Origin of the sequence: Amycolatopsis sp. FU40, assembly GCF_021903635.1 — a bacterium.
GTDB lineage: Bacteria > Actinomycetota > Actinomycetes > Mycobacteriales > Pseudonocardiaceae > Amycolatopsis > Amycolatopsis dendrobii.
In genome coordinates this window covers 2,951,917-2,976,647 of sequence record NZ_CP091381.1, presented here as the reverse complement: position 1 = coordinate 2,976,647, position 24,731 = coordinate 2,951,917, and the positions used below count along the sequence as shown (strand labels likewise).

Annotated in this window: 22 protein-coding genes; 12 read left to right on the top strand and 10 right to left on the bottom strand. The window is 71.0% G+C overall.

What is annotated here, in order from left to right; translation table 11 throughout:
* The first annotated feature begins 19 nt into the window (after positions 1–19).
* Positions 20–1,609: an acyl-CoA synthetase gene (locus L3Q65_RS14680; protein ID WP_237599988.1), complete on the top strand. Its 1,590-nt coding sequence runs from the start codon at positions 20–22 to the stop codon at positions 1,607–1,609.
* A gap of 55 nt (positions 1,610–1,664) precedes the next feature.
* Entirely contained in the window at positions 1,665–2,174 is a 510-nt protein-coding gene (locus L3Q65_RS14675) for a GNAT family N-acetyltransferase (protein ID WP_237599987.1), read from the top strand.
* Between the two features lie 34 nt (positions 2,175–2,208).
* Here L3Q65_RS14675 and L3Q65_RS14670 read toward each other — a convergent pair whose 3' ends face one another.
* Positions 2,209–2,658, bottom strand: a complete 450-nt coding sequence (locus L3Q65_RS14670; RefSeq protein ID WP_182889109.1) for a MarR family winged helix-turn-helix transcriptional regulator — start codon at positions 2,656–2,658, stop codon at positions 2,209–2,211.
* Between the two features lie 55 nt (positions 2,659–2,713).
* Between L3Q65_RS14670 and L3Q65_RS14665 the strand changes: the two genes are divergently transcribed.
* The gene (locus L3Q65_RS14665; protein WP_237599986.1) at positions 2,714–4,999 is read left to right on the top strand and encodes an FUSC family protein; all 2,286 of its coding nucleotides are present in this window, start codon (positions 2,714–2,716) and stop codon (positions 4,997–4,999) included.
* Between the two features lie 105 nt (positions 5,000–5,104).
* On the opposite strand, the gene L3Q65_RS14660 is transcribed toward L3Q65_RS14665, so the two are convergent.
* Positions 5,105–5,749: a S1 family peptidase gene (locus L3Q65_RS14660; protein ID WP_237599985.1), complete on the bottom strand. Its 645-nt coding sequence runs from the start codon at positions 5,747–5,749 to the stop codon at positions 5,105–5,107.
* Between the two features lie 321 nt (positions 5,750–6,070).
* Here L3Q65_RS14660 and L3Q65_RS14655 point away from each other — a divergent pair, with 321 nt between their 5' ends.
* The 5 genes from L3Q65_RS14655 to L3Q65_RS14635 are packed head-to-tail and all read left to right on the top strand — an operon-like array spanning position 6,071 to position 11,914.
* Positions 6,071–7,012, top strand: coding sequence for an ABC transporter permease (locus L3Q65_RS14655; RefSeq protein WP_182889112.1), 942 nt, complete (start codon positions 6,071–6,073; stop codon positions 7,010–7,012).
* Positions 7,009–8,010, top strand: coding sequence for an ABC transporter permease (locus L3Q65_RS14650; RefSeq protein ID WP_182889113.1), 1,002 nt, complete (start codon positions 7,009–7,011; stop codon positions 8,008–8,010). Before L3Q65_RS14655 ends, L3Q65_RS14650 begins: the two co-directional genes overlap by 4 nt.
* Before the next feature lie 19 nt (positions 8,011–8,029).
* Complete coding sequence (locus tag L3Q65_RS14645) at positions 8,030–9,718, top strand: ABC transporter substrate-binding protein (protein ID WP_182889114.1); 1,689 nt, start codon at positions 8,030–8,032, stop codon at positions 9,716–9,718.
* A gap of 4 nt (positions 9,719–9,722) precedes the next feature.
* The gene (locus tag L3Q65_RS14640; RefSeq protein ID WP_237599984.1) at positions 9,723–11,339 is read left to right on the top strand and encodes an ABC transporter ATP-binding protein; all 1,617 of its coding nucleotides are present in this window, start codon (positions 9,723–9,725) and stop codon (positions 11,337–11,339) included.
* Between the two features lie 53 nt (positions 11,340–11,392).
* The gene (locus L3Q65_RS14635) at positions 11,393–11,914 is read left to right on the top strand and encodes a dihydrofolate reductase family protein (RefSeq protein ID WP_182889116.1); all 522 of its coding nucleotides are present in this window, start codon (positions 11,393–11,395) and stop codon (positions 11,912–11,914) included.
* Between the two features lie 112 nt (positions 11,915–12,026).
* On the opposite strand, the gene pip is transcribed toward L3Q65_RS14635, so the two are convergent.
* Positions 12,027–12,971, bottom strand: coding sequence for a prolyl aminopeptidase (pip, locus tag L3Q65_RS14630; RefSeq protein WP_237599983.1), 945 nt, complete (start codon positions 12,969–12,971; stop codon positions 12,027–12,029).
* Positions 12,972–13,114: 143 nt separating this feature from the next.
* Here pip and L3Q65_RS14625 point away from each other — a divergent pair, with 143 nt between their 5' ends.
* The gene (locus tag L3Q65_RS14625; protein ID WP_220506586.1) at positions 13,115–13,783 is read left to right on the top strand and encodes a hypothetical protein; all 669 of its coding nucleotides are present in this window, start codon (positions 13,115–13,117) and stop codon (positions 13,781–13,783) included.
* 58 nt (positions 13,784–13,841) lie between these two features.
* Positions 13,842–14,696, top strand: a complete 855-nt coding sequence (locus tag L3Q65_RS14620) for an SAM-dependent methyltransferase (protein ID WP_037805777.1) — start codon at positions 13,842–13,844, stop codon at positions 14,694–14,696.
* Here the strand turns inward: L3Q65_RS14620 and L3Q65_RS14615 are convergent, their stop codons facing one another.
* From L3Q65_RS14615 to L3Q65_RS14590, 6 genes are all read right to left on the bottom strand, one after another.
* Positions 14,697–16,178, bottom strand: coding sequence for an APC family permease (locus L3Q65_RS14615; protein WP_237599982.1), 1,482 nt, complete (start codon positions 16,176–16,178; stop codon positions 14,697–14,699). It lies immediately after the preceding gene.
* A gap of 31 nt (positions 16,179–16,209) precedes the next feature.
* Complete coding sequence (locus tag L3Q65_RS14610; protein WP_237599981.1) at positions 16,210–17,553, bottom strand: MFS transporter; 1,344 nt, start codon at positions 17,551–17,553, stop codon at positions 16,210–16,212.
* Between the two features lie 154 nt (positions 17,554–17,707).
* A complete protein-coding gene (locus tag L3Q65_RS14605; RefSeq protein ID WP_182889121.1) occupies positions 17,708–19,114 on the bottom strand; it encodes an aspartate ammonia-lyase in 1,407 nt (468 codons plus the stop codon).
* A gap of 25 nt (positions 19,115–19,139) precedes the next feature.
* Complete coding sequence (locus tag L3Q65_RS14600) at positions 19,140–20,264, bottom strand: M20 family metallopeptidase (RefSeq protein WP_237599980.1); 1,125 nt, start codon at positions 20,262–20,264, stop codon at positions 19,140–19,142.
* Positions 20,264–20,941: a DUF1028 domain-containing protein gene (locus L3Q65_RS14595; protein WP_182889123.1), complete on the bottom strand. Its 678-nt coding sequence runs from the start codon at positions 20,939–20,941 to the stop codon at positions 20,264–20,266. Before L3Q65_RS14595 ends, L3Q65_RS14600 begins: the two co-directional genes overlap by 1 nt.
* Positions 20,938–21,360, bottom strand: a complete 423-nt coding sequence (locus L3Q65_RS14590; protein WP_182889124.1) for a RidA family protein — start codon at positions 21,358–21,360, stop codon at positions 20,938–20,940. The genes L3Q65_RS14595 and L3Q65_RS14590 overlap by 4 nt, the downstream gene beginning before the upstream one ends.
* Before the next feature lie 226 nt (positions 21,361–21,586).
* On the opposite strand from L3Q65_RS14590, the gene L3Q65_RS14585 reads away from it, so the two are divergent.
* Positions 21,587–22,867, top strand: coding sequence for an NAD(P)/FAD-dependent oxidoreductase (locus L3Q65_RS14585; protein ID WP_237599979.1), 1,281 nt, complete (start codon positions 21,587–21,589; stop codon positions 22,865–22,867).
* Between the two features lie 260 nt (positions 22,868–23,127).
* Here L3Q65_RS14585 and L3Q65_RS14580 read toward each other — a convergent pair whose 3' ends face one another.
* Entirely contained in the window at positions 23,128–24,066 is a 939-nt protein-coding gene (locus L3Q65_RS14580; protein ID WP_237599978.1) for a beta-ketoacyl-ACP synthase III, read from the bottom strand.
* A gap of 64 nt (positions 24,067–24,130) precedes the next feature.
* On the opposite strand from L3Q65_RS14580, the gene L3Q65_RS14575 reads away from it, so the two are divergent.
* Positions 24,131–24,724 (top strand): TetR/AcrR family transcriptional regulator, encoded by a 594-nt coding sequence (locus L3Q65_RS14575; RefSeq protein WP_237599977.1) that lies wholly within the window; start codon positions 24,131–24,133, stop codon positions 24,722–24,724.
* Positions 24,725–24,731 lie beyond the last annotated feature (7 nt).

Genomic DNA, 24,731 nt, shown 5'->3' with positions numbered 1-24,731 from the left:
GGTGGATGAGACTCCCGCTATGCCGAGCCCGTTCAGCGCCGAAACGGCGGAAGCGATCCAGCACGCCCGCCAGCATTCCGTCGGGGATCTCCTGCGCCGCACCGCGTTGCGCCTGCCGGACAAGCTCGCGATCGTCTCCGGCGACCGGCGCGCGACCTACCGCGAGTTCGACGCGGCGGTCAACCGCTGTGCGCACCGGCTCGCCGAACGCGGCCTCGCGAAGGGCGACCGGCTCGCCCTGCTCAGCCGCAACTGCTGGGAGTACGCGGTGCTGGTCTTCGCCACGGCCAAGCTGGGCGTGGTGCTGGTGCCGGTGAACTTCATGCTCGGCGCGGAGGAGGTCGCGTTCATCCTCGGCCACGCCGGGGTGTCCGGGCTGATCGCCGAGGACGCGTTGCTCGACACCGCGGCGGAGGCGGTGAAGCGCTCCGGCCGCCCCGACGTCCTGCGCGCCCGGATCGGCGGCAGCGGCGGCGAATGGGAGAGCGTCGCGGACTGGATCGACCAGCCCGGCGACGAAACAACCCCCGCGGTTCTGGTGGAAGACGACGACCCGCTGCGGCTGATGTACACCTCCGGCACCGAATCGCGGCCGAAGGGCGTGCTGCTGTCGAGCCGGTCGCTGATCGCGCAATACGTCTCGTGCGCGATCGACGGCAGCATGACCGGCGACGACATCGAGGTGCATTCGCTGCCGCTCTACCACTGCGCGCAGCTGGACTGTTTCCTGTCGGTCGACGTCTACCTCGGCGCGACGAGCGTGATCCTGCCCGGCCCGGACCCGGCGGCGCTGCTGGCCGCGGTGGAACGGGAACGCGCGACGAAACTGTTCGCGCCGCCGACGGTGTGGATCTCGCTGCTGCGCCACCCGGCCTTCGACACGACGGACCTGTCGAGCCTGCGGAAGGGCTACTACGGCGCGTCGCCGATGCCCGCCGAAGTGCTGCGCGAACTCGCGCGCCGCCTGCCGGACGTGCAGTTGTGGAACTTCTACGGCCAGACCGAAATGGCCCCGCTCGCCACGATCCTGCGCCCGCACGAGCAACTCGCCAAAGCGGGTTCGGCGGGCCGGGCGTCGATCAACGTCGAAACCCGGATCGTGGACGAGGACGGCCGCGAGCTGCCGCCCGGCGAGGTCGGGGAGATCGTGCACCGCAGTCCGCACGCGACGCTCGGCTACTACGAGGACGAGGAGAAAACCGCCGCGGCCTTCGAAGGCGGCTGGTTCCATTCGGGCGACCTCGGAGTGCTGGACGAAGAGGGCTATCTCTCGGTGGTGGACCGGAAAAAGGACATGATCAAGACCGGCGGCGAGAACGTCGCGAGCCGCGAGGTCGAGGAAGCCCTGTACCTGCTGGACGGGATCGCCGAGGTGGCGGTGTTCGGAGTCGCGCATCCGCACTGGATCGAGGCGGTCGCCGCGGCGGTCGTCCCGCGCGAGGGCGTCACGCTCACCGAGGACGAAGTGCTGGCGCATGCCCGCGAGCATTTGGCCGGGTACAAGTGCCCGAAGTACGTGGTGTTCGTGGACGCGCTGCCGAAGAACCCGAGCGGGAAGATCGTCAAGCGGGCGCTGCGGGAGGGGCACGCCGGACTGGCGCAGGGCTGAGGTCCGGCCGCGAAAACGAGCTGTGCGCCCGGCTCTGGGCAGGAAGGCTGGGCCGATGACCCGTCTCGTCGGGCCGCCTCGTCTTGTCCTGCCCACGGTCGAGGTGCGCACGTCGTACCTTGTCGGCGAACAGGCGGACTGCCGGTGCGAAGGCCGCCCCACCGACTGGCTCGACGCGGCGAGCGTCGGCTTCGCCGGGTTCGTCGCCGCGCGGCGCGAGGTGCAGCCGCGCTGGGGAGTGCCTTCCACTCTCTTCTGGTACGTCTCCGGCGAGTACTGCCTGGGCGCCTTGGTCGTCCGGCACGAGCTCACGGCCGAACTCGCCGAAGCGGGCGGCCGCATCGGGTACCACGTGGTGTCGCCGTGGCGCGGGCAGGGCCATGCCACGCGGATGCTGACGGCCGGGCTCACGGAGTGCCGCCGGCTCGAGCGCGTGCTGCTGACCTGCGAGGCGGACAACGAGCGTTCGCGCCGGGCGATCTTGTCGAACGGCGGGGTGCCGGACGGCCGCAGGCGCGGCGAGGACCGGTTCTGGATCGAGCTCGACTCGGACGCTGCCGCGTAGCCCCGGCGTCGGACAACGGGACGTCGCGAGCGCGTCAGGTGCGCAGGTACCGCCGCGCGACCGCGGCGTTGTAGCGGTCGAGCAATCCGGCGAAAGCGCGGACCTCGTCCGGTGTCCAGTCGTCCAGCAGGTCGCCGACCGACGACCGGCGCCGTGCGCGGGTCAGGTGCATGAGCTCGCGACCTCGTTCGGTCGGGGTGATCACGCAGCGGCGGCGGTCTTCGCTGGCCTGGCTGCGGGCGACGAGGTCCTTGCCGAGCAGGGCCGACACCTGCCGTCCGGCGGTGGAGGGGTCCAGGCCCAGCGCGCCGGCGAGCGTGCCGATGCCGGACGGGCCCAGGTCGTCCAGGGTGCGCAGGATCAGGTATTCCGCCTGGTCCAGTTCGGCGTAGACGTCCGTGCGGCGGCGCAGCAGCTCGAAGTTGCGCACCAGCACCGCGGTGGCGCGTTCCAGCACGTCGAGCGCCTCGCTGGTCTGCTCCATGCCCGGGTCCTCCGATGAGCCGAAGAAGCGTAGCGGAATTACCGGTATCATACCGATGATTGACGCGACCGGGTCGGAAGGCGGGTGGATGCTGTCCAGGGGCACGGAGATCCGGGACCGCGTCGTCTCGTCGGATCCGGGGCTGAGCAGGCTGCGCTCAGCGCTCGCGGCGACTGTCTCGATGGCCACCGCGCTCGGCGTGGAGTACCTGCTGGCCCTCCTCACCGGCGCGGACGCGAAGGGCGCGCTGGTCGGGATGCTGCTCGGCGCGGTGGTGGCGATGATGGGGTCGATGGCCCTGGGCGACGCGGGCTCGTGGGCGAAGGTCAAGACCGCGGTGTTCTTCCCGGTCGCGTTCGCCGCCGGGATGGCTCCGGGCGCGGCGGTCGGCTCGCATCCGGATCTGATGCTCGTCGTCTTCGTCGCGGTGATGTTCCTCGCGGTGTTCGTCCGCCGTTTCGGGCCGGTGTTCTTCTTCTACGGCTTCATGGCCTGGATGGGCTACTTCTTCGCGTCCTTCCTGCACGCGACGATGGAGGCGCTGCCCGCGCTCTTGCTGGCCGTCACGGTCGCGTCCGCGTGGGTGCTGCTGCTTTCGCTGACCTTGCTGCGCAGCAACCCGAAACGCACCCTCGGCCAGGTGGTCCGCTCATTCGACGCGCGCGGCCGGTCGCTCGCCCGCGCCTGCGCCGACCTGCTGGCCAACCGGGACCCGCGCCAGGAAACCCGGCTGCGGCGGCGAGTTCAGGCGAAGCAGGCGAGGATCGCCGAAGCGGCGTTGATGATCGAAGCGTGGTCGGCGGAACCCGGGGCGGTCCCGGCCGGGTTTTCCGCGGCGGCGCTCCGCCGGGCGATGGTCGACGCGCATCACCTGCTGGACCAGTTGGCCACCGCCGCGGGTGCACTCGTCGACAGCGGGTCCGGGCTCGCTGTGCCCGCCGCTGAGGTGGCGGATCGGCTGGCGCGGCACGACGACCGGGGTGCGGCCGAGGTCGCGTATCGGCTGGCGGCGCTGGCCGAACGGGCTGGGGGAACGGCGGGCGGCTGGTGGCCGGCGCGGCACTTCGCGGCGGCCGCGCTGGAAATCGCGCCGGTGCTGGAGCGCGCGCGGAAGCCGGGAGCCGTCGGCTCCGAACCGGTCGACGATTTCGAACCGGCGGTGGGGCTCGTCTTCGGCGCGTTGCCGGGTTCGGCCGCCGCCGCGGGAGATGTCCCGGCCCGGCACGCGCGCTGGAACCCGTTGTCCCGCATGGACTTCGTCTCCCGGCAGGCAGTGCAGGGCGCGATCGCGGGCACGCTGGCGATCCTGGCCGGGAAACAGCTGTCGGACGCTCGCTACTACTGGGCGGTGCTGGCCGCGTTCATCATGTTCACCGGCACGGCCACGCGCACCGAAACCTTCCTCAAGGGCTTCAACCGGGTGCTCGGCACGCTGGTCGGGCTGGCCGCGTCGATCGGCCTGGCCGAACTGACCGCGGGCAGCACCGCCGCGGTGCTCGCGGTGATCTGCGGGAGCATGTTCCTCGGCTTCTACCTGATCCGGCTTTCGTATGCGTACATGATCTTCTTCGTCACGATCATGGTCGGCCAGCTCTACAGCGTGCTGCACGAGTTCTCGCCCGGGCTGCTTTTCCTTCGGCTGGAAGAGACCGCGATCGGCGCGGCGGTCGGCCTGCTGGTGGCGGTGCTCGTCACCCCACTGTCCACCCGCGACACGGTGCGAACCGCGCGCGACAACCTGCTCGCCGCACTGCGAGAACTGCTGAAGGCGTCAGCCGCACGGCTGGAACGCCAGCACTCCGACCCGCCGCCGGACTTCGACGCGCTCGCCCGGGCCCTGGACCACCGGCTGTACCAGCTCGCGCTGGTCGCGCGGCCGCTCACCCGCCCGGTGCTGGGCGGCACCACCTCGCCGCGGCTGCGGCACCGGTTGTCGCTCTACGCCGCGCTGACGACGCACGGCCGCGCGCTCGCCGTCGCGATGCGGATGCCACCGGGTTCGTGCGCCCGGCACCCGGACGGCCCGGCCGCGGCGTGCGCGGCGCTGGCCGAAGCGGTCGAGGAACTCTCCCTGGCGCCGCCGGGCACCGGCCGGACGGGCGCCGAGGGCCCGCTGGCCCGTGCGGACCTCGCGTTGTTCGCTTACACCCCAGCCGCTCCCGGCGACCGGGCGAACGATCCGGCACTGCGCGCGTTGAGCCACCTGTACCACGTGCTGTGCGATCTCGCGGCGACCGGTCCGGCGGGCCCGCGCCGGCTGCCTGCCCTTCCCGCGCTGACGGTGCCGCGGCTGTATCGGCAGGTCCGCGCGGGCGTCCCGGGGGAGCGTTCGGCCGGCTGACCACCCGGCCCGGGCGGCCGGACGGTCCGCGGTGAGGGAACCCTTGGCGGCCCGGCCCCCGTCGCCGGGCCGGGCCGGGCCGCCAAGGGGGCGGCTCGGGGACGCTCAGGCCAGCGTGGCCCCGTAGGCGGCGAGCACCGGCGGCAGCGGCTGGAAGAAGCTGACCTGGTTGTTCCCGCCGGACAGCACGCCGTACCCGACCCCGGCGTAGAACAACGGGCCGCCGCTGTCCCCGGCCCCGACCGGGATGTCGGTGGCGATGGTCCCGACGACCTGCTTGCCGTCGCCGAAGTTCACGGTCTGGTTGAGGCCAAGGACCTTTCCGCACGTCTTCTTCGTCGTCATGCCGCTCCGGCACACCAGCTGTCCCATCCTCGGGGTGCCCGCGCGCACGATCCGCTGGGTGCTGCCGTCGTAGAGATCGACCTGGCTGTGGCCGGAACCCGACGGGTCCTCGACGCGGCCGTAATCGGTCACCGGGAAGTGGCTGTCGACGTTGCGGCCGATGTCTTTCCAATCGAGCCCGTGCTCAGTGCAGTGCCCCGCGGTGAGGATGTACCGGACCTCCTTGACGAGGATCGCGAACCCCGCGGAACAGTAGTACGGCTCGCGTCCGGGTCCCGGCGACACGGTGTACATCGCGTCGCCGCCGTTCACCGCCGTGCCCGCTGCCGAGGCGGGAGGGCTGACCAGCAAGGCGGCCGCGGCGGTGAGCACTCCGGTCAGCGTGCGGCGCGAGCAGCGAAACATCGGCAGGTCCTTCCGTCCACATGAGACTGGCTCCGTGCGCCCAGTCCAGTGCGGGGCGGGCAGCGGCACAATCCGGGTCAGCCGACCGTCCCGGGACTACGTCCGAACGGGTGACAACAAGGTTGGCCGGACAGCTGTCCGCACGGCACACTGACCCGAGCCGCGCGACCGCCGGTGACCTGCGCGAACAGCATGAATCCCCGGGGAGGCGCGATGCCGTCGGCGTCTCACGATCCGGGACGGGCACCGCCGTCGTGGTGAATTTCCTTCGGGTTCTTTACTGTCACGTCGTCAAGTAACGCTGATCTGCATAGGGAACCGTTGTCCGACATCCTGTCGCCGGGCGGCGCCGGTGTCCCGGCGGCCGCTCCGGCCTCCCGGAACCTGTGGCGCGCGCTGCGGCACGACCGCTGGGCGCAAGCCAGCGCGGTCGTCATCGTGCTGGTGATCGTCACCGCTCTCGCGGCTCCGCTGCTCGCCCTCATCGAGGGCCAGGATCCGTACACGTACCACACCGAACTGCTCGATCCGGCCGACGGCACCGGCGCGGGATTCCTCGGCGGCATCAGCGGAAGCCACTGGTTCGGCGTCGAGCCGCTGACCGGACGGGACCTCTTCGCGGTCGTCGCGTACGGCGCGCGCACGTCGTTCCTGATCGGGCTCGCCGCGACCGCGGTGTCGGTGCTGCTGGGCGTGCTGCTCGGGGCTAGCGCCGGGTATGCCGGCGGCTGGTGGGACACCGTGGTGAGCCGGGTGACCGACGTGCTGCTCGGGTTCCCGCAGCTGATCTTCATGATCGCGCTCGGCGCGGTCGCCCCGCAGTCGATCCCGCGGCCGCTGCTGCTGATCGCGGTGATCGGCCTGTTCAGCTGGCCGCGTGTGGCCCGGGTGGTCCGCGCGCAGACGCTGAGCCTGCGCAACCGCGACTTCGTCAAGGCGGCCCGTGCGCTCGGCGCGGGCGGCGGGCACGTGTTCCGCCGCGAACTGCTGCCGAACCTGTGGGCGCCGATCATCGTGCTGGCGACGGTGAGCATCCCGGCCAACATCGGGCTGGAAGCCGCGCTGTCGTTCCTCGGCGTCGGCATCCCGCCGCCCACACCGAGCTGGGGCCGTTCCATCAGCGACGCGATCAACTGGGTGCAGACCGATCCGATGTTCCTCATTTTCCCCGGCGCCGCGCTGTTCATCGCGACGCTCGCGTTCAACATGCTCGGCGACGGACTGCGCGACGCGCTCGACCCGAAGACGGCGGTGCGCCGGTGAACCGCACCTTGCGTTTCGTGGGCATCCGCCTGCTGGGCATGCTCGGCGTGCTGCTCGTGGTCAGCTTCGCCACCTTCGCGGTGTTCTACCTGCTGCCCACCGATCCGGCGTACATGTCCTGCGGCAAGCCGTGCACGCCGGAGAACCTGGCGCTGGCGCGGGAGTTCATGGGCTTCGACAAGCCGTGGATCCAGCAGTACTTCGACTTCCTCGGCGGCATCTTCACCGGCCGCACGTTCGGCGCCGGCGTGACGGCGATCGTCTGCTCCGCGCCCTGCTTCGGCTACTCGTTCCAGCAGAGCGAACCGGTGCTGGCGCTGATCGGGGACCGGTTGCCGATCACGGTCTCGCTGGCTGTCGGCGCGGCGGTGATCTGGCTGATCGCCGGCGTCGCGACCGGCGTGTTCTCCGCGCTGCGCCGCGGGAAGTTCGCCGACCGGGCCGCGATGACGGTGACGCTGGCCGGGGTGTCCGCGCCGGCGTATCTGGTCGGGCTGCTGGGAATCCTGCTGTTCGGCTTCACGCTCGACGTGGTGCCGGTGAGCGGCTACGTGGCGTTCGCGCAAAGCCCGGTCGACTGGGCGTGGCACCTCGTGCTGCCGTGGCTGGTGCTGGCGTTCATCAACGCCGCGGTGTACGCCCGGCTGTCGCGCGGGCAGATGCTCGAAATCATGGGCGAGGACTTCATCCGCACCGCGCGGGCGGTCGGCCTGCCGGAGCGGACGGTCATCGGGAAATACGCGCTGCGCAACGTGTTGCTGCCGGTGGTGACGGTGTTCGCGGTCGACCTCGGCGCGCTGCTCGGCGGCGCGGTGATCACCGAGCGGGTGTTCGCGCTGCCCGGGCTCGGCGGGCTGCTCGTCGACGCCGTGCACCAGGTGGACCTGCCGGTGCTGATGGGCGTCAGCCTGTTCGCCGCCTTCTTCGTCGTCCTCGCGAACTTCGCGGTGGACGTGCTCTACGGGGTCCTCGACCCCCGCGCTCGGCTCGGTTCGTGAGAAAGGGAACGGAAAAACCATGGATCGCAGGGACTTCCTGAAGGCGCTCGGCATCACCGCCACGGTCACCGGGGCAGGGGCGTTCCTCGCCGCGTGCAACGCGAACGAGCAGTCCGGCGGCGGGGGAGCGGTCGCGGTGTCGTCCGGCGGCACGCTCTACATCCTCAGCGACACCACGTCGCAGCACCTCGACCCGGCGAAGAGCCAGAACCTGGCGATCACCACGATCAGCCTGATCCACCGCAGGCTCACCGCGTGGAAGACCGCCGCGGACGGCCCGGCCACGGTGGTCCCGGACCTCGCCACCGACACCGGCCGGGCGAGCGCGGACGGCAAGACCTGGACCTACACGCTCAAGGACGGCCTGAAGATGGCCGACGGCACGCCGATCACCAGCGCCGAGATCAAGTACGGCATCGAGCGGTCGTTCGATTCGGCGTTTTCCGGCGGGCTGGGCTACCACAAGAACCTGCTCGCCGGCGGCCCGGACTACAAGGGCCCGTTCAAGGGCGGCGAGCTGGCGTCGATCGAGACGCCGGACCCGAAGACGATCGTGTTCCACCTGGCCCGCCCGTACGGCGACTGGCCGTGGATCGCGAGCATGCCCGCGTTCGCCCCGGTGCCGAAGGGCAAGGGCACCGACGCGACCTACGACACGAAGCCGGTCGCGTCCGGCCCGTACCAGGTCGAGTCGTACCAGAAGGGCGTGCAGGTCAAGTTCGTCCGCAACCCGAACTGGGACGCGAAGACCGACCTCGCGCGCACCGGCCTGCCGGACGCGGTCGTGATCCAGATGGGCCAGGACACCGGCGTCGTCGCGAAGCGGCTGCTGGCGAGCCAGGGCAACGACGCGTTCGCGTTCGGCTCGTCGTTCGTGAACCCGGCACAGCTGGCGCAGATCCGCACGAACCCGGCGGCGAAGAACCAGCTCGTCACGTCGAAGTCCGGCGCGCTGGCTTACCTCGCGCTGAACACGAAGCGCGGCCCGCTGGCGAATCCCAAGGTGCGCCAGGCGTTCCAGTACGCCGTGGACAAGACCGCCTACCAGGTCGCCGCCGCGGGCAGCGCGGACCTGGCCGGCCCGATCGCCACCACGCTGATCACCGAGGGCATCGCCGGGCGCGAGGTGTACGACCTCTACCCGGCCCCGCCGAACGGGGACGTCGCGAAGGCGAAGCAGTTGCTGGCCGAAGCCGGTTTCCCGAACGGCATCGACAACTTGGACTTCCCGGTGTCGACGGCGAACAACGACGCGGACAAGGCACAGGCGATCCAGGCCGCGCTGCAGCGCGCGGGCATCCGCACGAAGCTGCGCCCGCTCGACGACGAAGCGTGGACCACGCTGGTCACCGGCAACGACGGCAACTACGACCTGACCCTCGGTTCGTGGCAGCCGGACTTCCCGAGCGCCAACGCGAACATCGAGCCGCTCTTCGGCACGTCGGAGATCGGCAACGGCGGGTACAACGAGTCGCGCTACTCGGTGCCCGAGGTGGACGCCCTGATCACCGAGGCGCAAGGCACGGTCGACCCGGCCGCGGCCGGGAAGCTGTGGGCGAAGGCGGACAAGCGGATCATGCAGGACTCCCCGGTGGTCCCGCTGATCTACACGCGCAACTCGTTCCTGCACGGCGCGAAGGTCGGCAATTTCGCGATCGGCGCGTTCCCGGCGTACCCGAACTACCTCCAGATGGGCCTGGCGAAGTAATCCCGTGTCCGAGCAGCTGCTGTCCCTGCGCGACGTCTCGATCCGGTTCGGCGACTCCGCCGCGGTTCGCGAGGTGAGCTTCGAGGTGAACCCCGGCGAGGTCGTCGCCCTCGTCGGGGAATCCGGTTCCGGCAAGTCGGTCACCGCGTTGTCGCTGCTCGGCCTGCTGCCGGACACCGCGACGGTGACCGGCTCCGCGGTGCTCGACGGCCGCGATCTGTACACAGTGGACGGTCCGGCGCTGCGTGCGGTGCGCGGCGGCGAGATCGGCATGGTGTTCCAGGAGCCGATGAGCGCGCTGAACCCGGTGTTCCGGATCGGCACGCAGCTCGTGGACGCGGTCCGGGCGCACCGGAAGGCGTCGCGGGCCGCGGCGCGGGAGCGGGCCCGGGAACTGCTGGAGCTCGTGGAGCTGGACGCGCGGCGCGTGCTGCGGGCTTACCCGCACGAGCTGTCCGGCGGGCAGTTGCAGCGGGTGGTTATCGCGATCGCGTTGATCCACGACCCGAAGCTGCTGGTCGCGGACGAGCCGACGACCGCGCTGGACGTCACCGTGCAAGCCGGGATCCTGCAGCTGCTGCGGTCGCTGCGCGACCGGCTCGGCACGGCGATCCTGCTGGTGACCCACGACATGGGCGTGGTCGCGGACGTCGCGGACCGGGTCGTGGTGCTGCGCGAGGGCCAGGTCGTCGAGCAGAACACCGCGGCCGGGCTGTTCGCCTCGCCGCGAGCCGGCTACACCCGGGAACTGCTGGATTCGGTGCTGTCACTGGGTTCCGGGCCCGACAATGCGGTGCGGCCGGCGTCGGCTCCGCTGGTGTCGGTGACGGACCTGGCGGTGACCTACCGGGTCGGCGGCGGCGCCCCGCCGGTGCGTGCGGTCGACGGCGTGTCGCTGACGATCGGGACCGACGAGGTGCTCGGTCTCGTGGGCGAGTCCGGTTCCGGCAAGAGCACGATCTCGTCCGTGCTGACCGGCTTGGTCGCGCCCTCGGCGGGCACCGTGCGGATCGACGGCGCGGACGTCGCGCGGGCGTCGTCCCGGCAGAAGCGGGAGATCCGGCGGCAGATCGGGATCGTGTTCCAGAACCCGGCCTCCGCCCTCAACCCGCGCGCCACGATCGGCGCGAGCATCGCCGAGCCCCTGGTGGTGCACGGCGAACGCGGCGAGCACCGGGAGCGGGTCGCGGAACTGCTTTCCGCCGTGCGCCTGGATCCCGGCTGGAGCAACCGCTACCCGCACGAGCTTTCCGGCGGCCAGCGGCAGCGGGTGGGCATCGCACGGGCGCTGGCGCTGCGGCCGCGGCTGCTGATCGCGGACGAGCCGACGAGCGCGCTGGACGTCTCGGTGCAGGCCTCGGTGCTGGACCTGCTGGCGGACTTGCAGCGGGAACTGGCCTTCGCGTGCCTGTTCATCAGCCACGACCTGGCGGTGGTGGAGCGGGTCGCGGACCGGGTCGTTGTGCTGCACCACGGCCGGGTGGTGGAGGAGGGGCCGGTGGCGGCGGTGCTGGGCTCGCCGCGGGAGGACTACACGCGACGGCTGGTCGCCGCGGCTCCGGTGGCGGACCCGCAGCGGCAGCGGGAACGCCGGGAGGCTTGGCGCGCGCTGTCGGGCTGACCGATGAGTTTGCGCCCTTCCGGGAGTCGGTACGGAAAACGGAAGGGACTGGCATGGGAAAGCTGCTGTACTCCGCCGCGATGTCGCTGGACGGGTTCATCGCCGGGCCCGGCGGGGACATGGGATGGCTCGCGCCGTACACCGGAGATGCCTCCGCGGACGGCTTGGCCGCGGAGGTGGGCGCGCTGCTGGTCGGCCGCCGGACCTTCTCCGGCGACGACCCGTATCGCGGCACCGAGAACGAAGGCAAGGCTTTCGGCGGCTTGTGGGACGGGCCGCAAGTGGTGCTGACCCGGGGCGTCGCGCCAGCGGTGCCCGGGGTGACGTTCTGTTCCTCGCTGGAGGAAGGCGTCGCCGCGGCCAGGGCGGCGGCGGGGGAGAAGACGGTCAACGTCCTGGGCGCTTCGGTCGGGCTGGCTTGCGTCGACGCCGGCCTGCTGGACGAGGTCGAGGTAATGCTGATGCCGGTGCTGCTCGGCGGCGGAGTGCGGCTGTTCGAACGGCCGGGACCGCCGGTGCGCCTGGAATTGCTGGCGCAGCGGGGAACGAGCCTTCGCTACCGCGTCCTGCGCTAGCGATTCCCGCAGCGTGGACGCTGGTTCCGCGCATCCCGCCCCCGGTGCCGCCCATGACGCCGCTGCATGCCTCTGGCGCGGAGGCGTGCGGCAGGAGTTCCCGCGCCGATCGTCAGCGATCCTCGAACCGGGCGATCGCCTCCAGCACCGCCGTCCCCATCGACGGGCTCCCGGTGTGCCCGGCGTCGTCGATCACGACCAGCTCGGCGTCCGGCCAGGCCTGGGCGAGCTGCCACGCCTTGCGCAGCGGCGCGCTCAGGTCGGCCCGGCCGTGGATCAGCACCGCCGGAATGCCGTGCAGCAAGTGGATGTCGCGCAGCAACTGGTCGTCCTCCAGCCAAGCGTGGTGGCCGTAGTAGTGCGCGCACAGGCGGGCGAGCGTGATCAGCTCGTCGTCCGTGCCCGCGCTGAACTGCCCGGTCCGGCCGCCGACCCATTCGTGCGAGATCACCGCGTCTTCCCAGGCGCACCAATCCCGCGCGGCGCGGAGCTGCACCGCGCGGTCCGGGCTGGCGAGCAGCTGCGAGTACCCGGCGAGGAGGTCTCCGTCCGGGTCGGGCGCGCCCGCGCGGAACGCTTCCCATTGCGCGGGCAGCAGCCGCCGGACGCCGCGGTAGAGCCAGTCGATCTCGTCCGGCGAAGAGGTGAAGGCGGCCACCAGCACGATGCCGCTGACCCGTTCCGGATGCCGCTGCGCGTAGGCCAGCGCGAGCGTCGCGCCCCAGGAACCGCCGTAGAGCAGCCAGTTCTCGAAGCCGAGATGGACGCGCAGCTTCTCCATGTCGGCGATCAGCCGCTCGGTGGTCTGGTGCTCCAGGCTCACCGCCGGGTCCGCGACGCTCGGCGTGCTCCGTCCGCAGCCGCGCTGGTCGAACACCACGACGCGGAACTTCTCCGGGTCGAATCCGCTGCGGCCGAAGCCGGCGCCGCCTCCGCCGGGGCCGCCGTGCACGCACAGCACCGGCTTGCCGGAGCCGCTGGCGTCCCAGTAGATCTGCTGTCCTTCGCCGGCGTCGAGCATGCCGCTCGCGTCGGGTTCGACCGTGAACGGCCGCATCGCGGGCCTCCTCCCCGGGCCGGAAACCCGTCGAGCGTACTGGATCACGCCCGGGACGGGTTTACAGCGCGGACCGGGGGTCCCTAGGATCTGCGGCGCCGGCAGCGCCGCGGACGCGCGGCCCCGGCGGGGTGGAGGTCTGGATGGGGAACCCGGAGTCCGGCAGCGACCTCGAGTCGGTCGCGAATCTCGTGCGGCTGTCGGAGACGGCGCCGATGCCCCGGATCGACGGCAGCGAACCCCCGCCGCTGGTGCGCCGCCGGGCCGGCAGCCCCGACGAACCGACCTCGGCGTTCGGCGGGGTCCTCGACGTCTCGACCGGCTCCCCGGCCGAACAGCTCGCCAAACGCGGCCCGGCGCCCGTCGCCGATCCGCCCGCGCCTGCCGCCGAGACCGCGCCGCCGAGCCAGCGGCGGCCAGCGCGATACGGCGTCTTCGCCGGTGCCGCCGTGGTGGTGTGCGCGGGGCTGGGCTCGTGGGCGTTGTGGCCGTCGGCGTCCGGCGGGTCGGACCCGCAGCCGGTGCAGCCGCCGCCCGCGCCGGTCCGCACCACATCGTCCGCGCCGCCCGCGGTGAGCACGCTCAGCGCGTCCCCTGCCCCGGCGAGCGGCCAGGTGCGCGACACGGTGATCCGGGCCAGCAGCCGTCCCGCGACGACCGCGCCGCCGCCGCGCGTCCAGCCGACGCAGGACCCGCGGCAGGACAGCCAGGACCAGTCCGGGGATTCGATGGAGGACGCGTTCCGCTCGGCGGTCAGCTCGTACATGGAGCAATGGGGCGGCGGCGACCGGCCGCGCCGCTGGCACGGCTGAACGGCGGCGGTACTACTCTCAGTAGGTCACTGCCGACCGACTGCTCCGCGAGGTGTCCATGACCGGCTCGTCGTCTCCGTTGTCGCCCAGCCAGGTGCCGGTGGGGGTGGACCCGAACCGCCCGAGCATCGCGCGGATCTACGACGGGTTCCTCGGCGGGAGCCACCACTACGAGGTGGACCGCGCGGTGATGGAGAAGATCAGCACGGCGGTCCCCGAGGCGGTGCACATCGCTCGCGGCAACCGCGGTTTCCACAACCGCGCGCTGCGCATGCTGGCGAGCCAGACCGACATCCGCCAGTTCCTCGACTGCGGCTCGGGCCTGCCGACCGCCGAGAACACCCACCAGATCGTGCAGCGCTACCACCGCGACGCGCACGTGGTGTACGTCGACAACGACCCGGTGGTGCTCGCGCACGGCCGGGCGCTGCTGGAGGACAACGACTTCACGCACATGGTCGAGGCCGACATCTTCGAGCCGCGGGCGGTGCTGCAGCACGAAACGGTGCGCGAGTACATCGACTTCTCGGAGCCGGTCGCGCTCCTGCACATCGGCACGATGCACCACTACGAGGGCGACGGCGCGGTCGAGGTGATGCGCGAGTACATCGACGCCCTCGCCCCCGGTTCGTACGTCGCCATGGCGCATTTCTACGACCCCGAGGTGCCGGAGCTGACCGCGGTCGCCAAGCGGATCGAGGAGATCCTCGTGTCCGGCCCGCTGGGCGCCGGGCGGTTCCGGACGCGCGCGGAGATCGAGGCGATGCTGCCCGGTCTGGAACTGCTCCCGCCGAGCCGGACGGACGGCCCCGGCTTGTCGGTCGCGGACGAATGGTGGCAGGACGGACCGAGGCTGAAGCCGCTGAGCGACGCCGCCCGATGCGTGGCGGGTGTGGTGGGGCGGAAGGTCTGACTAGGTCGCTGCCGGTTGCGGGACCTCCGCGGCCGGCGCGGGTTGCCGACGGGCGATGAGGTACCCGACGAGCCCGAACCCGATCAGCACGGCCAGCGTTCCGGCCGTGAACAGTTCGAAGGTCAGCCGCGACACGCCCCAGGTCGCTTCGAAGTCGTACGGCGCCCCCAGCGCCCGGTCCAGCACCCCGGGCGCCACCGTCTGCCACGCGCCGAGCAGGATCCACGCGTAGATCAGCACCGAGCTGGCCCACAGCCCGGCCCGTCCGCCCGGCACGCGGAACGGGCGCTCGATCGACGGGTACTTCCGCCGCAGCACCAGAATCGTCGGGAAGATCAGCAGATACGACAGCAGCAACGTGCTCACCGCGATGTTGAGCACCACCGCGAACACCGCCGAAGCCGAACTGCTCTGCACGATCGTCGCCACCACCGTGAACGCGGTCGCGACCACGCCGGAGAGCAGGTTGACCCGCAACGGAGTGTTCAGCTTCGGATGAAATGCCCCGAACCAGCGCGGAAACGCGCCGTCGACGGCGGCCATCGCCTGGATGCGGTCCGACGCGATCATCCACGAGCAACCCTGGTTCAGCAGAACGAAAACGAACACGACGGCGGCGAGCGTCAGCATCGCGTCCGAAGCGCCGCCGTAGACGGAGAACACCTGGCGCACCGCGTCGAGGAAGCCGCCGAGCCCGTTGATCTTGTCCGACGGCATCACCAGCACGATTCCGAAAACCGGCACCAGGTAACACAACGCCGACACCAGACCGGAAACCCCGACTGTGACGGGGACGTCGCGGCGAGGGTTGTGCATCTCCTCGGCCGCACCGTTGGGAGCCTCGAACCCGACGAGGGCGAACATCAAAACCGGGACCACGGCGAGGAATCCGCCGATGCTCGGCGAGAAGGCCAGCGAGCCGTGCACCCCGTTGCGCGCGGCGTAGATCGCTGCGGTGACGGCGAAAAGCACCACCAAGCCGACCTTCAGCAGCGCCCCGGCGGCGATGAACCACTTGCCGTACCGCAGGCTCACCACCGCGCCGAGGATCGCCAGCCAGATGAAAACCAGCTTGAACGCGTAGTCGGCGAACCCGCCCGGCGAGGCCGGGACGAGGTACTGCTGCCAGGTCGCGGCCGCGAGGAAGGTGATCGAACCGCCGAGCCACACCGGGTTGGTGATCCAGTACAGCAGCGTGCCGAGCGCGGCGGGCAGCTTTCCGAACGCGAGCCGCAGCCAGACGAACGGGCCGCCCTCGGCCGGGAACGCACTGCCGAGTTCGGCCATCACCAGGCCGTACGGGAACAGGAACAACACGAGGAGCACGGCGGTCCAGGTGACCGCCTCCGCCCCCGAGGTCGCGATCTGGCCGATGGTGTCCACCGAGATGATGGCCGCGATCGCGAGGAAGATCGAGTCGATCCGGCGCAGGTTCCGGCGCAGGTTTCCGGATTCGCTGTTGACGAAGGTGGGTTCGGGCACGCTTCACCGCCTTTGGTGAATCGAGGGGGAGTCAGGCTTCGGTGTTGCCCAGGTCTTCCTTGTGCAGCAACGGGGTTCCGGCGGTCTCGCGCATCGAGAACGCGGCGACGAGGCCGACGGCCGCCGCGGCCATCAGGTACGGGCCGGGCACGAGCGTGCTGCCGGTCGCGGAAATCAGGACGGTCATCAGGTACGGCACGGTGCCGGCGAACAGCGCGGCGGTGATGTTGTACGCGATGGACAGTCCGCTTTGCCGGGTGCGGGTCGGGAAGATCTCCGCGGACCACACCGCGTAGGTGCCGAGGATCGCCGCCAGGATGGCGCCGAGCGCGAGCCCGCCGATCCAGGTGCCGACGAGACCGGTGCGCATCAGCAGGTACGCGGGGACGGCGAAGACGAACAGCGCCGCGCCCGCGCCGATCAGGACCGGCCGTCGTCCGACGCGGTCGGAAAGGCGGCCGAAGAAGGGCACCAGGACCAGTCCGACGAGCGAGATCACTGTGGACAGTGCCGCCGCGCTGCCGGACGAGTGGCCGAGGTAGTCGGTCTCGTAGGTGACCAGGTAGGTGAGCACCGCGTAGAACGGCACGTGCATCATGGTCATCAGCCCGGCCGCTTGGAGCAGTTGCTTCTTGTTGTGGCGGAACAGTTCCCGGACCGGGCTGCGCGGCACGTTGTCGGTCGCTTCGAGGGCGCGGTACTCGGGCGTGTCCTCGATCTTGCCGCGGATGACGAACCCGATGATGCCCAGCGGCGCGGCGATCAGGAACGGGACGCGCCAGCCCCACGAGGCCAGCTGCGCGTTCGTCAGGCCGATCGACAGCAGCAGGAACACGAACGAACCGGCGAGGAAGCCCAGCAGCGAACCGACTTCCAGCCAGCTGACGCCGAACCCGCGCCGCCGGCGCGGCGCGTACTCGGCGAGGAAGCTCGCCGCGCTGCCGAATTCGCCGCCCGCCGCGAGACCCTGCAGCAGGCGCAGCAGCACCAGCAGGACCGGGGCCGCGATGCCGATCGTCGAGTAGCCCGGCAGCAGGCCGATCACGAGCGTCGCCCCGGACATCACGAAGATGACCACCGACAGCGTCCGCTTGCGGCCGATCTTGTCGCCCAGCGGCCCGAAGATCAGCGCGCCGACCGGCCGGATCCCGAACGACACCGCGAAGACGCCGAACACCGCGAGCAGGCCCGCCGTCGAGTTGCCCGCCGGGAAGAAGACCGACGCGATGGTGCTGGCGAGGTAGGCGTAGGCGGCCCAGTCGAACCAGTGCACGAAAACGCCGACGGCACCGGCGGCGACACTGCGGCGCAGCGTCGCGGGATCGGCGCTCTGTTCGGCGAGATCGGGCGCCGGAGAGGCGTCGGGTGCGGTCATGAGTGGCCTCCTTGGACCGGTTCTTCGGGAGGACGCTAAGAGCGGCCCACGGCATCTAACAAGAAGTAATAAGCAAAGCAATGCATCTGTTCGCGTTATGCAGAAGCGCTGAGCTGTGCCGACACGAGCGTCTGACGACGGCGCAACACAGCGTTCACGTGCGGGACGGCCCGCCGGTGAGGGCCTGCGGGGTGATCAGCGCGCCCACCTGGTCGTCGGTCAGCAGCCCTCGCTCCCGGACCAACTCCAAGGCGGGGCGGCCGGTTTGGTGCGCTTCCATGGCGAGCGTGCACGCGGTTTCGTAGCCGAGCGCGGGGCTCAACGCCGTGACCAGTCCAGTCGAGGTAGCGACGCGAGCGGCGAGGTGCTCCCGGCGCGCGGTGATGCCGCGTACGCACTGTTCAGCAAGCACTCGCGCACCGGCGGTGAGGTGGTCGAGCCCGGCCGTCAACGCTCGCGCGATGATCGGTTCGAAGGCGTTGAGCTGCAGCTGCCCGCCCTCGGCGGCGAGCGTGACGGTGACGTCGTGGCCGATGATCTCGAAGGCGATCTGGTTGACCGCCTCCGGGATGACCGGGTTGACCTTGCCCGGCATGATCGACGACCCGGCCTGCCGGGCGGGCAGCTCGATTTCGCCGAACCCGGCCTGCGGTCCGGACGAGAGCAGCCGGAGATCGTTGCAGATCTTGGACACTTTGACCGCCACGCGTTTCAGCACGCCGGACAGCTGGACGAACACGCCGACGTCCTGGGTCGCCTCGATCAGGTCGGGCGCGGAGACGAGCGTCGCGATGCCGGTCAGCTCCCGCAGGTGCTCGACGGCTCTTTCCCGGTACCCCGGACGCGCGTTGAGACCGGTGCCGATCGCCGTGCCGCCGAGGTTCAGCTCGTGCAGCAGCAACCGGGCTTCGGCGAGCCGCTGCTCGTCCTCGCCGAGCGTCGCGGCGAACGCGCCGAACTCCTGGCCGAGGGTCATCGGGACGGCGTCCTGCAGCTGGGTGCGGCCCATCTTGAGGACGTCGGCGAACTCGATCGCCTTGTCCGCGAACGCTTTCCGCAGCCCGGCGAGCGCGGCCAGCAGTTCGGCGAGATGCCGGTCGAGGGCGAGTTTGACCGCGGTGGGGTAGCCGTCGTTGGTGCTCTGGCCGAGGTTGACGTGGTCGAGCGGATGCAGTGCGGCGTACTCGCCGCGGGCGTGCCCGAGCAGTTCCAGGGCGCGGTTGGCGATGACCTCGTTGGCGTTCATGTTCGTCGACGTCCCGGCGCCGCCCTGGACCAGGTCGACGACGAACTGGTCGTGCAGCTGGCCGTCCCGGATCTCCGCACACGCCTGCCCGATCGCCGCGGCGCGCTCCGGGGAGAGGGCGCCGACTTCCGCGTTGGCGCGCGCGGCGGCCTCCTTGACGGTGGCCAGCGCGGCGACGAGGTGCGGCCGGTCGGCGAGGGTTTCGCCGGTGATGGGGAAGTTGACCAGCGCACGGGCGGTGTGCGCGCCGTAATAGACGTTGGCGGGCACAGTGATCTCGCCGAGCATGTCGTGCTCGGAGCGGGTGCTGGACATCGGTGTCCTTCCCGGGGCAGGAGGTTCACAAAGTACGGTCCACGCCGGTCCAGGCCAGCGCGATCGCGCCGTCGAGCAGCGCTTGTTCCGCGGTGCCGCCGACGCAGTGCGCGGCGAACTCGCGCTGGTGGTTGATCGCGGGCAGCGACCCGATGCCGATGTAGGGATGGATCGCGGGCACGACCTGCGACACATTCCCCATGTCGGTGGACGCGCGATTCATCCGGGACGCCGTGCCGTCCGGCGCGAACTCACGGCCGAGTTCGAGGGCGTTGGCGCGATAGGCGGCCAAAGCCGGTTCATCGGCGCGGAATTCGGCGTAGGGCTTGCTTTCCGGCTCGACGCTCAGCTCGCAGCCAGTGGCCAGCGCCCCGGCCTCGAATGCCCGCAGGACGCGCGGCTCCAATTCGGACAGTTCCGCCAGCGTCTCGGCCCGCACATACCACCGGCCGGACGCGTGCTCGGGGATCGCGTTGGGCGCGTCCCCGGCGTGCGTCACGATCCCGTGCACGCGCGCCGAGGCCGGAAGTTGCTGCCGCAGCAGGCCGATCGCGACCTGAGCGACGGTGAACGCGTCGGCGGCGTTGACCCCGGCTTCGGGATAAGCGGCGGCGTGCGCGGACTTGCCGGCGTAGGAGATCTTCGAGTGGCTGACGGCGAACGGCCGCGCCTCGGCGACGTCGACCGGCGCCGGGTGCACCATCATCGCAAGGTCCACGCCGATGAAAGCGCCACGCTCCAGCAGTTCGATCTTCCCGCCGCCGCCCTCCTCGGCCGGAGTGCCGTAGACCTCGACCGTGATCCCGAGATCGTCGGCGACCTCGGCGAGCCCCAGTGCGGCGCCGACGGAGCTGGCCGCGATGAGGTTGTGCCCGCAGGCGTGGCCGAGGCCGGGCAGCGCGTCGTACTCGGCGCACAGCGCGATCCGCTTGGGCCCGGAGCCGAAGCTCGCGTGGAACGCGGTGTCCAAACCGAGGTATTCCGGCGTGACCGCGAACCCGGCCCGGTCGAGCAGTTCCGGCACCGCTGCGGCCGCGCGATGCTCTTCCCACGCGGTTTCCGGGTCGGCGTGCAGCCGCTCGGACAGCTGGATCAGCTCGTCGGCCTGCCGTTCGACCGCGGCGCGGGCTGCCGCTTTGCTCGCGGCCATCACTCGTCTCCCGGTACGCCGTAGGACGGCGCGGCGGCGGGGTTCAGGCCGCGGGTGACGTAGTCGTCGCGCTGGGGGAGCCAGACGTCGAGGAGTTCGGCGAGCTGCTCGATCGGCTCGTCCGCCCAGTCCACGCGGAGATCCGTGACCGGCCAGTCCGCGGCGGACACCACGACGAGCCCAGCCGACCGCACCGGGCCTTCCTCGCCTCCCGCCGCGAGTCCGGCCCGCATCGCCGCGACGAGGCGCTGTTCCAGCTCGCCGGTCGCGTCGGCGAAAGCGTCCGCCATGGACCGCGGAATGTGGTCGCCTGCCAGCATGTTGCCGGCCGCGACCACGCCGTCCGCCGTCGCCGACGCGTGCGTGCCGAGAGTTTTCGCGCCGCTGTAAGCAAAACCGGGTCCGGTGGGGCCGAGCACGGTCAGCTGCCGGTACTCGATGTGCTCTGCCGCCGACGTGATTTCAGCGAGCGCCTTCTCCGCATCCCCATGCTCGGCGAGCCGGTCCAGCAGGCGCCCGCCGAGCCGCGGGTCGGTGATGTTCTGCGAGGCCGCCGCACCGAGGCCCGGGCGCAAGTGCGCGACGCGGGCGACGACTGCCGGACTGGACGAACTGGCCGCGATGCCGAACCGGACAGCGCCGCCGGACGTGTCGCGGGCGACGATCGAAAAGGTCACTTCTCCTCCTCGGGGATCACCGCGATGGCGTCGATCTCGCACAGCCATTCCGGCCGGGCGAGCGCGGACACGACCACGCCGGTCGAGATCGGGTGCACGCCCTTGGTCCAGCGCCCGACGGTGCGGTAGACGGCCTCGCGGTAGCGCGGGTCGACCAGGTAGATCGTGAGCTTGACCAGGTGTTCCATCCGGCTGCCCGCTTCTTCGAGCAGCATGCTGATGTTCGCCATCGCCCGCTCGGCCTGCGCGGCGACGTCGCCGATCCCGACCGATTCGCTCGTGTCGAGGTCCTGCCCGATCTGGCCGCGCACGTAGACCGTGCCGTTGGCGACGACGGCCTGGCACAGGTCGTTGTCGAGGTTCTGCTCCGGGTAGGTGTCCCGCGTGTTGAACGGGCGGATGCGACGGTGGACAGTCACTGCGTGGCCTTCCGTGCGGCGGTCGTCGGACGCCTCAGCCTGACCGCGCCGCCGAGGTTCTGTCCAGTAGATGTTTCCGGACCAATGCATCTGTTCTGCTGATGCACGCTGCATCGGGAAATCAGATCTTGAGTGCCGGAAACATCTGTTGGACACGGGCAGTGCGGGCCGTGAGGATCCGGGGAGACGGCGCTGAACCGCGCCGGAGCCGGAGCGGAGGTCTGGGATGTCGAGCGAACAGGTGGAGGCCCTCGTCGTGGGCGGGGGACAGGCCGGCCTGGCGATGAGCGAGCACCTGAGCGAGTGCGGCGTGCCGCACGTCGTCCTGGAACGGGACCGGATCGCCGAACGCTGGCGCTCGCAGCGGTGGGACTCGCTCGTCGCGAACGGCCCCGCGTGGCACGACCGGTTCCCCGGCCTGGAATTCCCCGACGTCGCCCCCGGCGAATTCGCGTCGAAGGACCAGGTCGCGGATTATTTCGAGGCGTACGCGGAAAAAATCGCCGCACCGATCCGCACCGGGGTCGAGGTGACGTCGGTGCGGCGGCGCGAGGGCAGGCCCGGATTCCGCGTCGAAACCTCGGACGGCACCCTCGACGCCCGGTTCGTCATCGCCGCGACCGGCCCGTTCCAGCGTCCGGTGATCCCGCCGATCGTGCCCGCCGACGCCGGTCCGGTGCAACTGCACTCCAGCGGCTACCGGAATCCGGAGCAGCTCCCCGCAGGCGCGGTGCTGGTGGTCGGCGCGGGTTCGTCGGGCGTGCAGATCGCCGAGGAACTCCGCCGGGCCGGGCGCGAGGTGTACCTGTCCGTCGGCCCGCACGACCGCCCGCCGCGCAGCTACCGCGACCGCGACTTTTGCTGGTGGCTCGGCGTTCTGGGCAAGTGGGACGCCGAAACGCCGCCCGCCGGGGCCGAACACGTGACCATCGCGGTGAGCGGCGCGCGCGGCGGGCACACTGTGGACTTTCGCGCGCTGGCCGGGCTGGGCATCACGCTCGTCGGCATGACCGGCGCGTACGCGGACGGCAAGCTCAGCTTCGCGACGGACCTGGCGAAGAACATCGCGGCCGGCGACGAGAATTACCTTGCCCTGCTTGACGAAGCCGACGCCTACGTGGCTCGCAACGGACTCGACCTGCCCGCGGAACCGTCCGCGCGCGAGCTGGGCCCGGACCCGGCGTGCGTCGCCGATCCGGTGCTGGAACTGGATTTGGGCGCGGCCGGAGTGACTTCGATCGTCTGGGCGACGGGGTTCGCTGTCGACTACAGCTGGCTGCAGGTCGACGCTTTCGACGAGAACGGACGGCCGCGGCACCGTCGCGGAGTGTCGGTGGAGCCGGGTGTGTACTTCATCGGCCTCCCGTGGCTGGCGCGGCGCGGGTCGAGTTTCATCTGGGGTGTGTGGCACGACGCGAAGTTCGTGGCCGACCACATCGCGATTCAGCGCGGGTACCAGAGCCAGTCCGAGACTTCGGACGGCCGGCGTTCCGGCGCCCGGGAATGAATCCGGTGCCCGACCTCCACCGGCACCGTTTTCGCGTCCGGTAACGCCTGTTCGGGCAAGGCGTAGCGGGATTGGTCGAGCTGCTCGCGGCTGAGGAAGGCGAACGCAGGACCTCGTCCCGGAACGACGTCAGCGGATCGGACCGGCGCCGCACGCCGCCGCGATGGCCCGGCAGCACCGGCGTGTGCGGCCGGAACCCGAGTCCGGCCAGCGCCGGGCGCAGCGGATCCTCGCGGCGGCGTGCAGGCAGACCAGGTCTTTCACGGGCAGGTCACGACCTGGCCCGCCCAGGAGAGCCCGCCGCCGAAGGCGAAGAGCAGCACCGGTTCGCCCGGCGGCAGCTCGCCGCGGGAGACCATTTTGGACAGTGCGAGCGGGACGGACGCCGCCGAGGTGTTGCCCGAATCGACCACGTCCCGGCCGATCACCACGTCCTCGCGCAGGTCGAGCCGGTCGGTCAGCGCCTCGACGATCCGCAGGTTCGCCTGGTGGGTGACGACCCCGGCGAGGTCCGTGGTGGCGATGCCCGCGCGACGGCAGGCTTGCGCCGCGACCGCCGGGAGTTCCTGGGTCGCCCAGCGGAACACCGACTGGCCGTCCTGAGCGAACGCGGGCTGCCATGCGTCCACGAGCCGGACGAGATTCCGGCGCGCCGGGTCGGAGCCCCAGACGACCGGGCCCACTGCCGCCGTCTCGGCCGCGCTGAGGACGGCGGCGCCCGCTCCGTCGCCGAGCAGGACGCAAGTGCTGCGGTCGGTCCAGTCGGTGACGTCCGACATTTTCTCCGCACCGACGACCAGTGCGTGCCGGGCGGCTCCCGCCTGGACGGCGTGGTCGGCGGTGGCGAGCGCGGTGCAGAAGCCGGCGCAGCCGTTGTTGAGGTCGAAACAGACCGCGTCCGGGATGCCGAGCCGGCCCGCGACCTGGGCGGCGATCGACGGGCAGCGGTCGATCGCGCTGCAGGTGGCGACCGTGACCAAGCCGATTTCGCCCGGTTCGAGACCGGCTCCGGCCAGCGCCTTGGCGGCTGCTTCGACGGCGAGGTCGGCGACCGAGCCGTCCGCGATGCGGCGGGTCGCGATGCCGGTGCGGCGGCGGATCCACTCGTCGCTCGTGTCGACCATGCCTTCCAGGTCGGCATTGGTCAGCACGCGGGCGGGCAGGTGGTGGCCGAGCGCGGTGATGCGGGAACCGGGCATCTGTCTCTCCTCACGGGTTTGGCCCAATATAGCGACCGATCGTTCGTAATCTATAGTGGTTCCCATGAGTCCCCGGAAGTCCGTCGCCGAGACCGGCCTCACCCGGCGGCGCATCCTCGACCTCGGCCTGGCGATCGCGTCCGCCGAGGGCCTGGAGGGGCTGACCATCGGGCGGCTCGCCGGCGAGCTGGGGATGAGCAAGGCGGGCGTGCTCGGCCATTTCGGCTCCAAGGAGAGCCTGCAACTGGCCGTCGTCGACACCGCCGCCGAAATGTTCGTCCGCGAGGTGCCCGAACGCGCCCGCGGCGTGCCGCGCGGCCTGCCCTACCTCCGGGCGGCGGGGGAGGCGTGGATCTCCTACCTGGAACGCGAACTGCTGCCCGGAGGGTGCTTCTTCACCGCGGCGGCGGCCGAGTTCGACGGCCGGGAGGGGCCGGTGCGCGACGCCGTCGTCCGGATGAGCGCGTTCTGGGAGCGGGAGCTGCGCGTCAACATCTGGCGTGCGGTGAGCCTGGAGGAATTGCCCGCGGACACCGACATCGACCAGCTGCTCTACGAGTTCGTCGGGATCATGCTGGCGCTCAACCATTTCCTGCAATTGCACGACGACCGCCAGGCTTCGGCCCGCGCGCGCCGGGCGCTGGAACGGCTGTTCTGACGCGGAC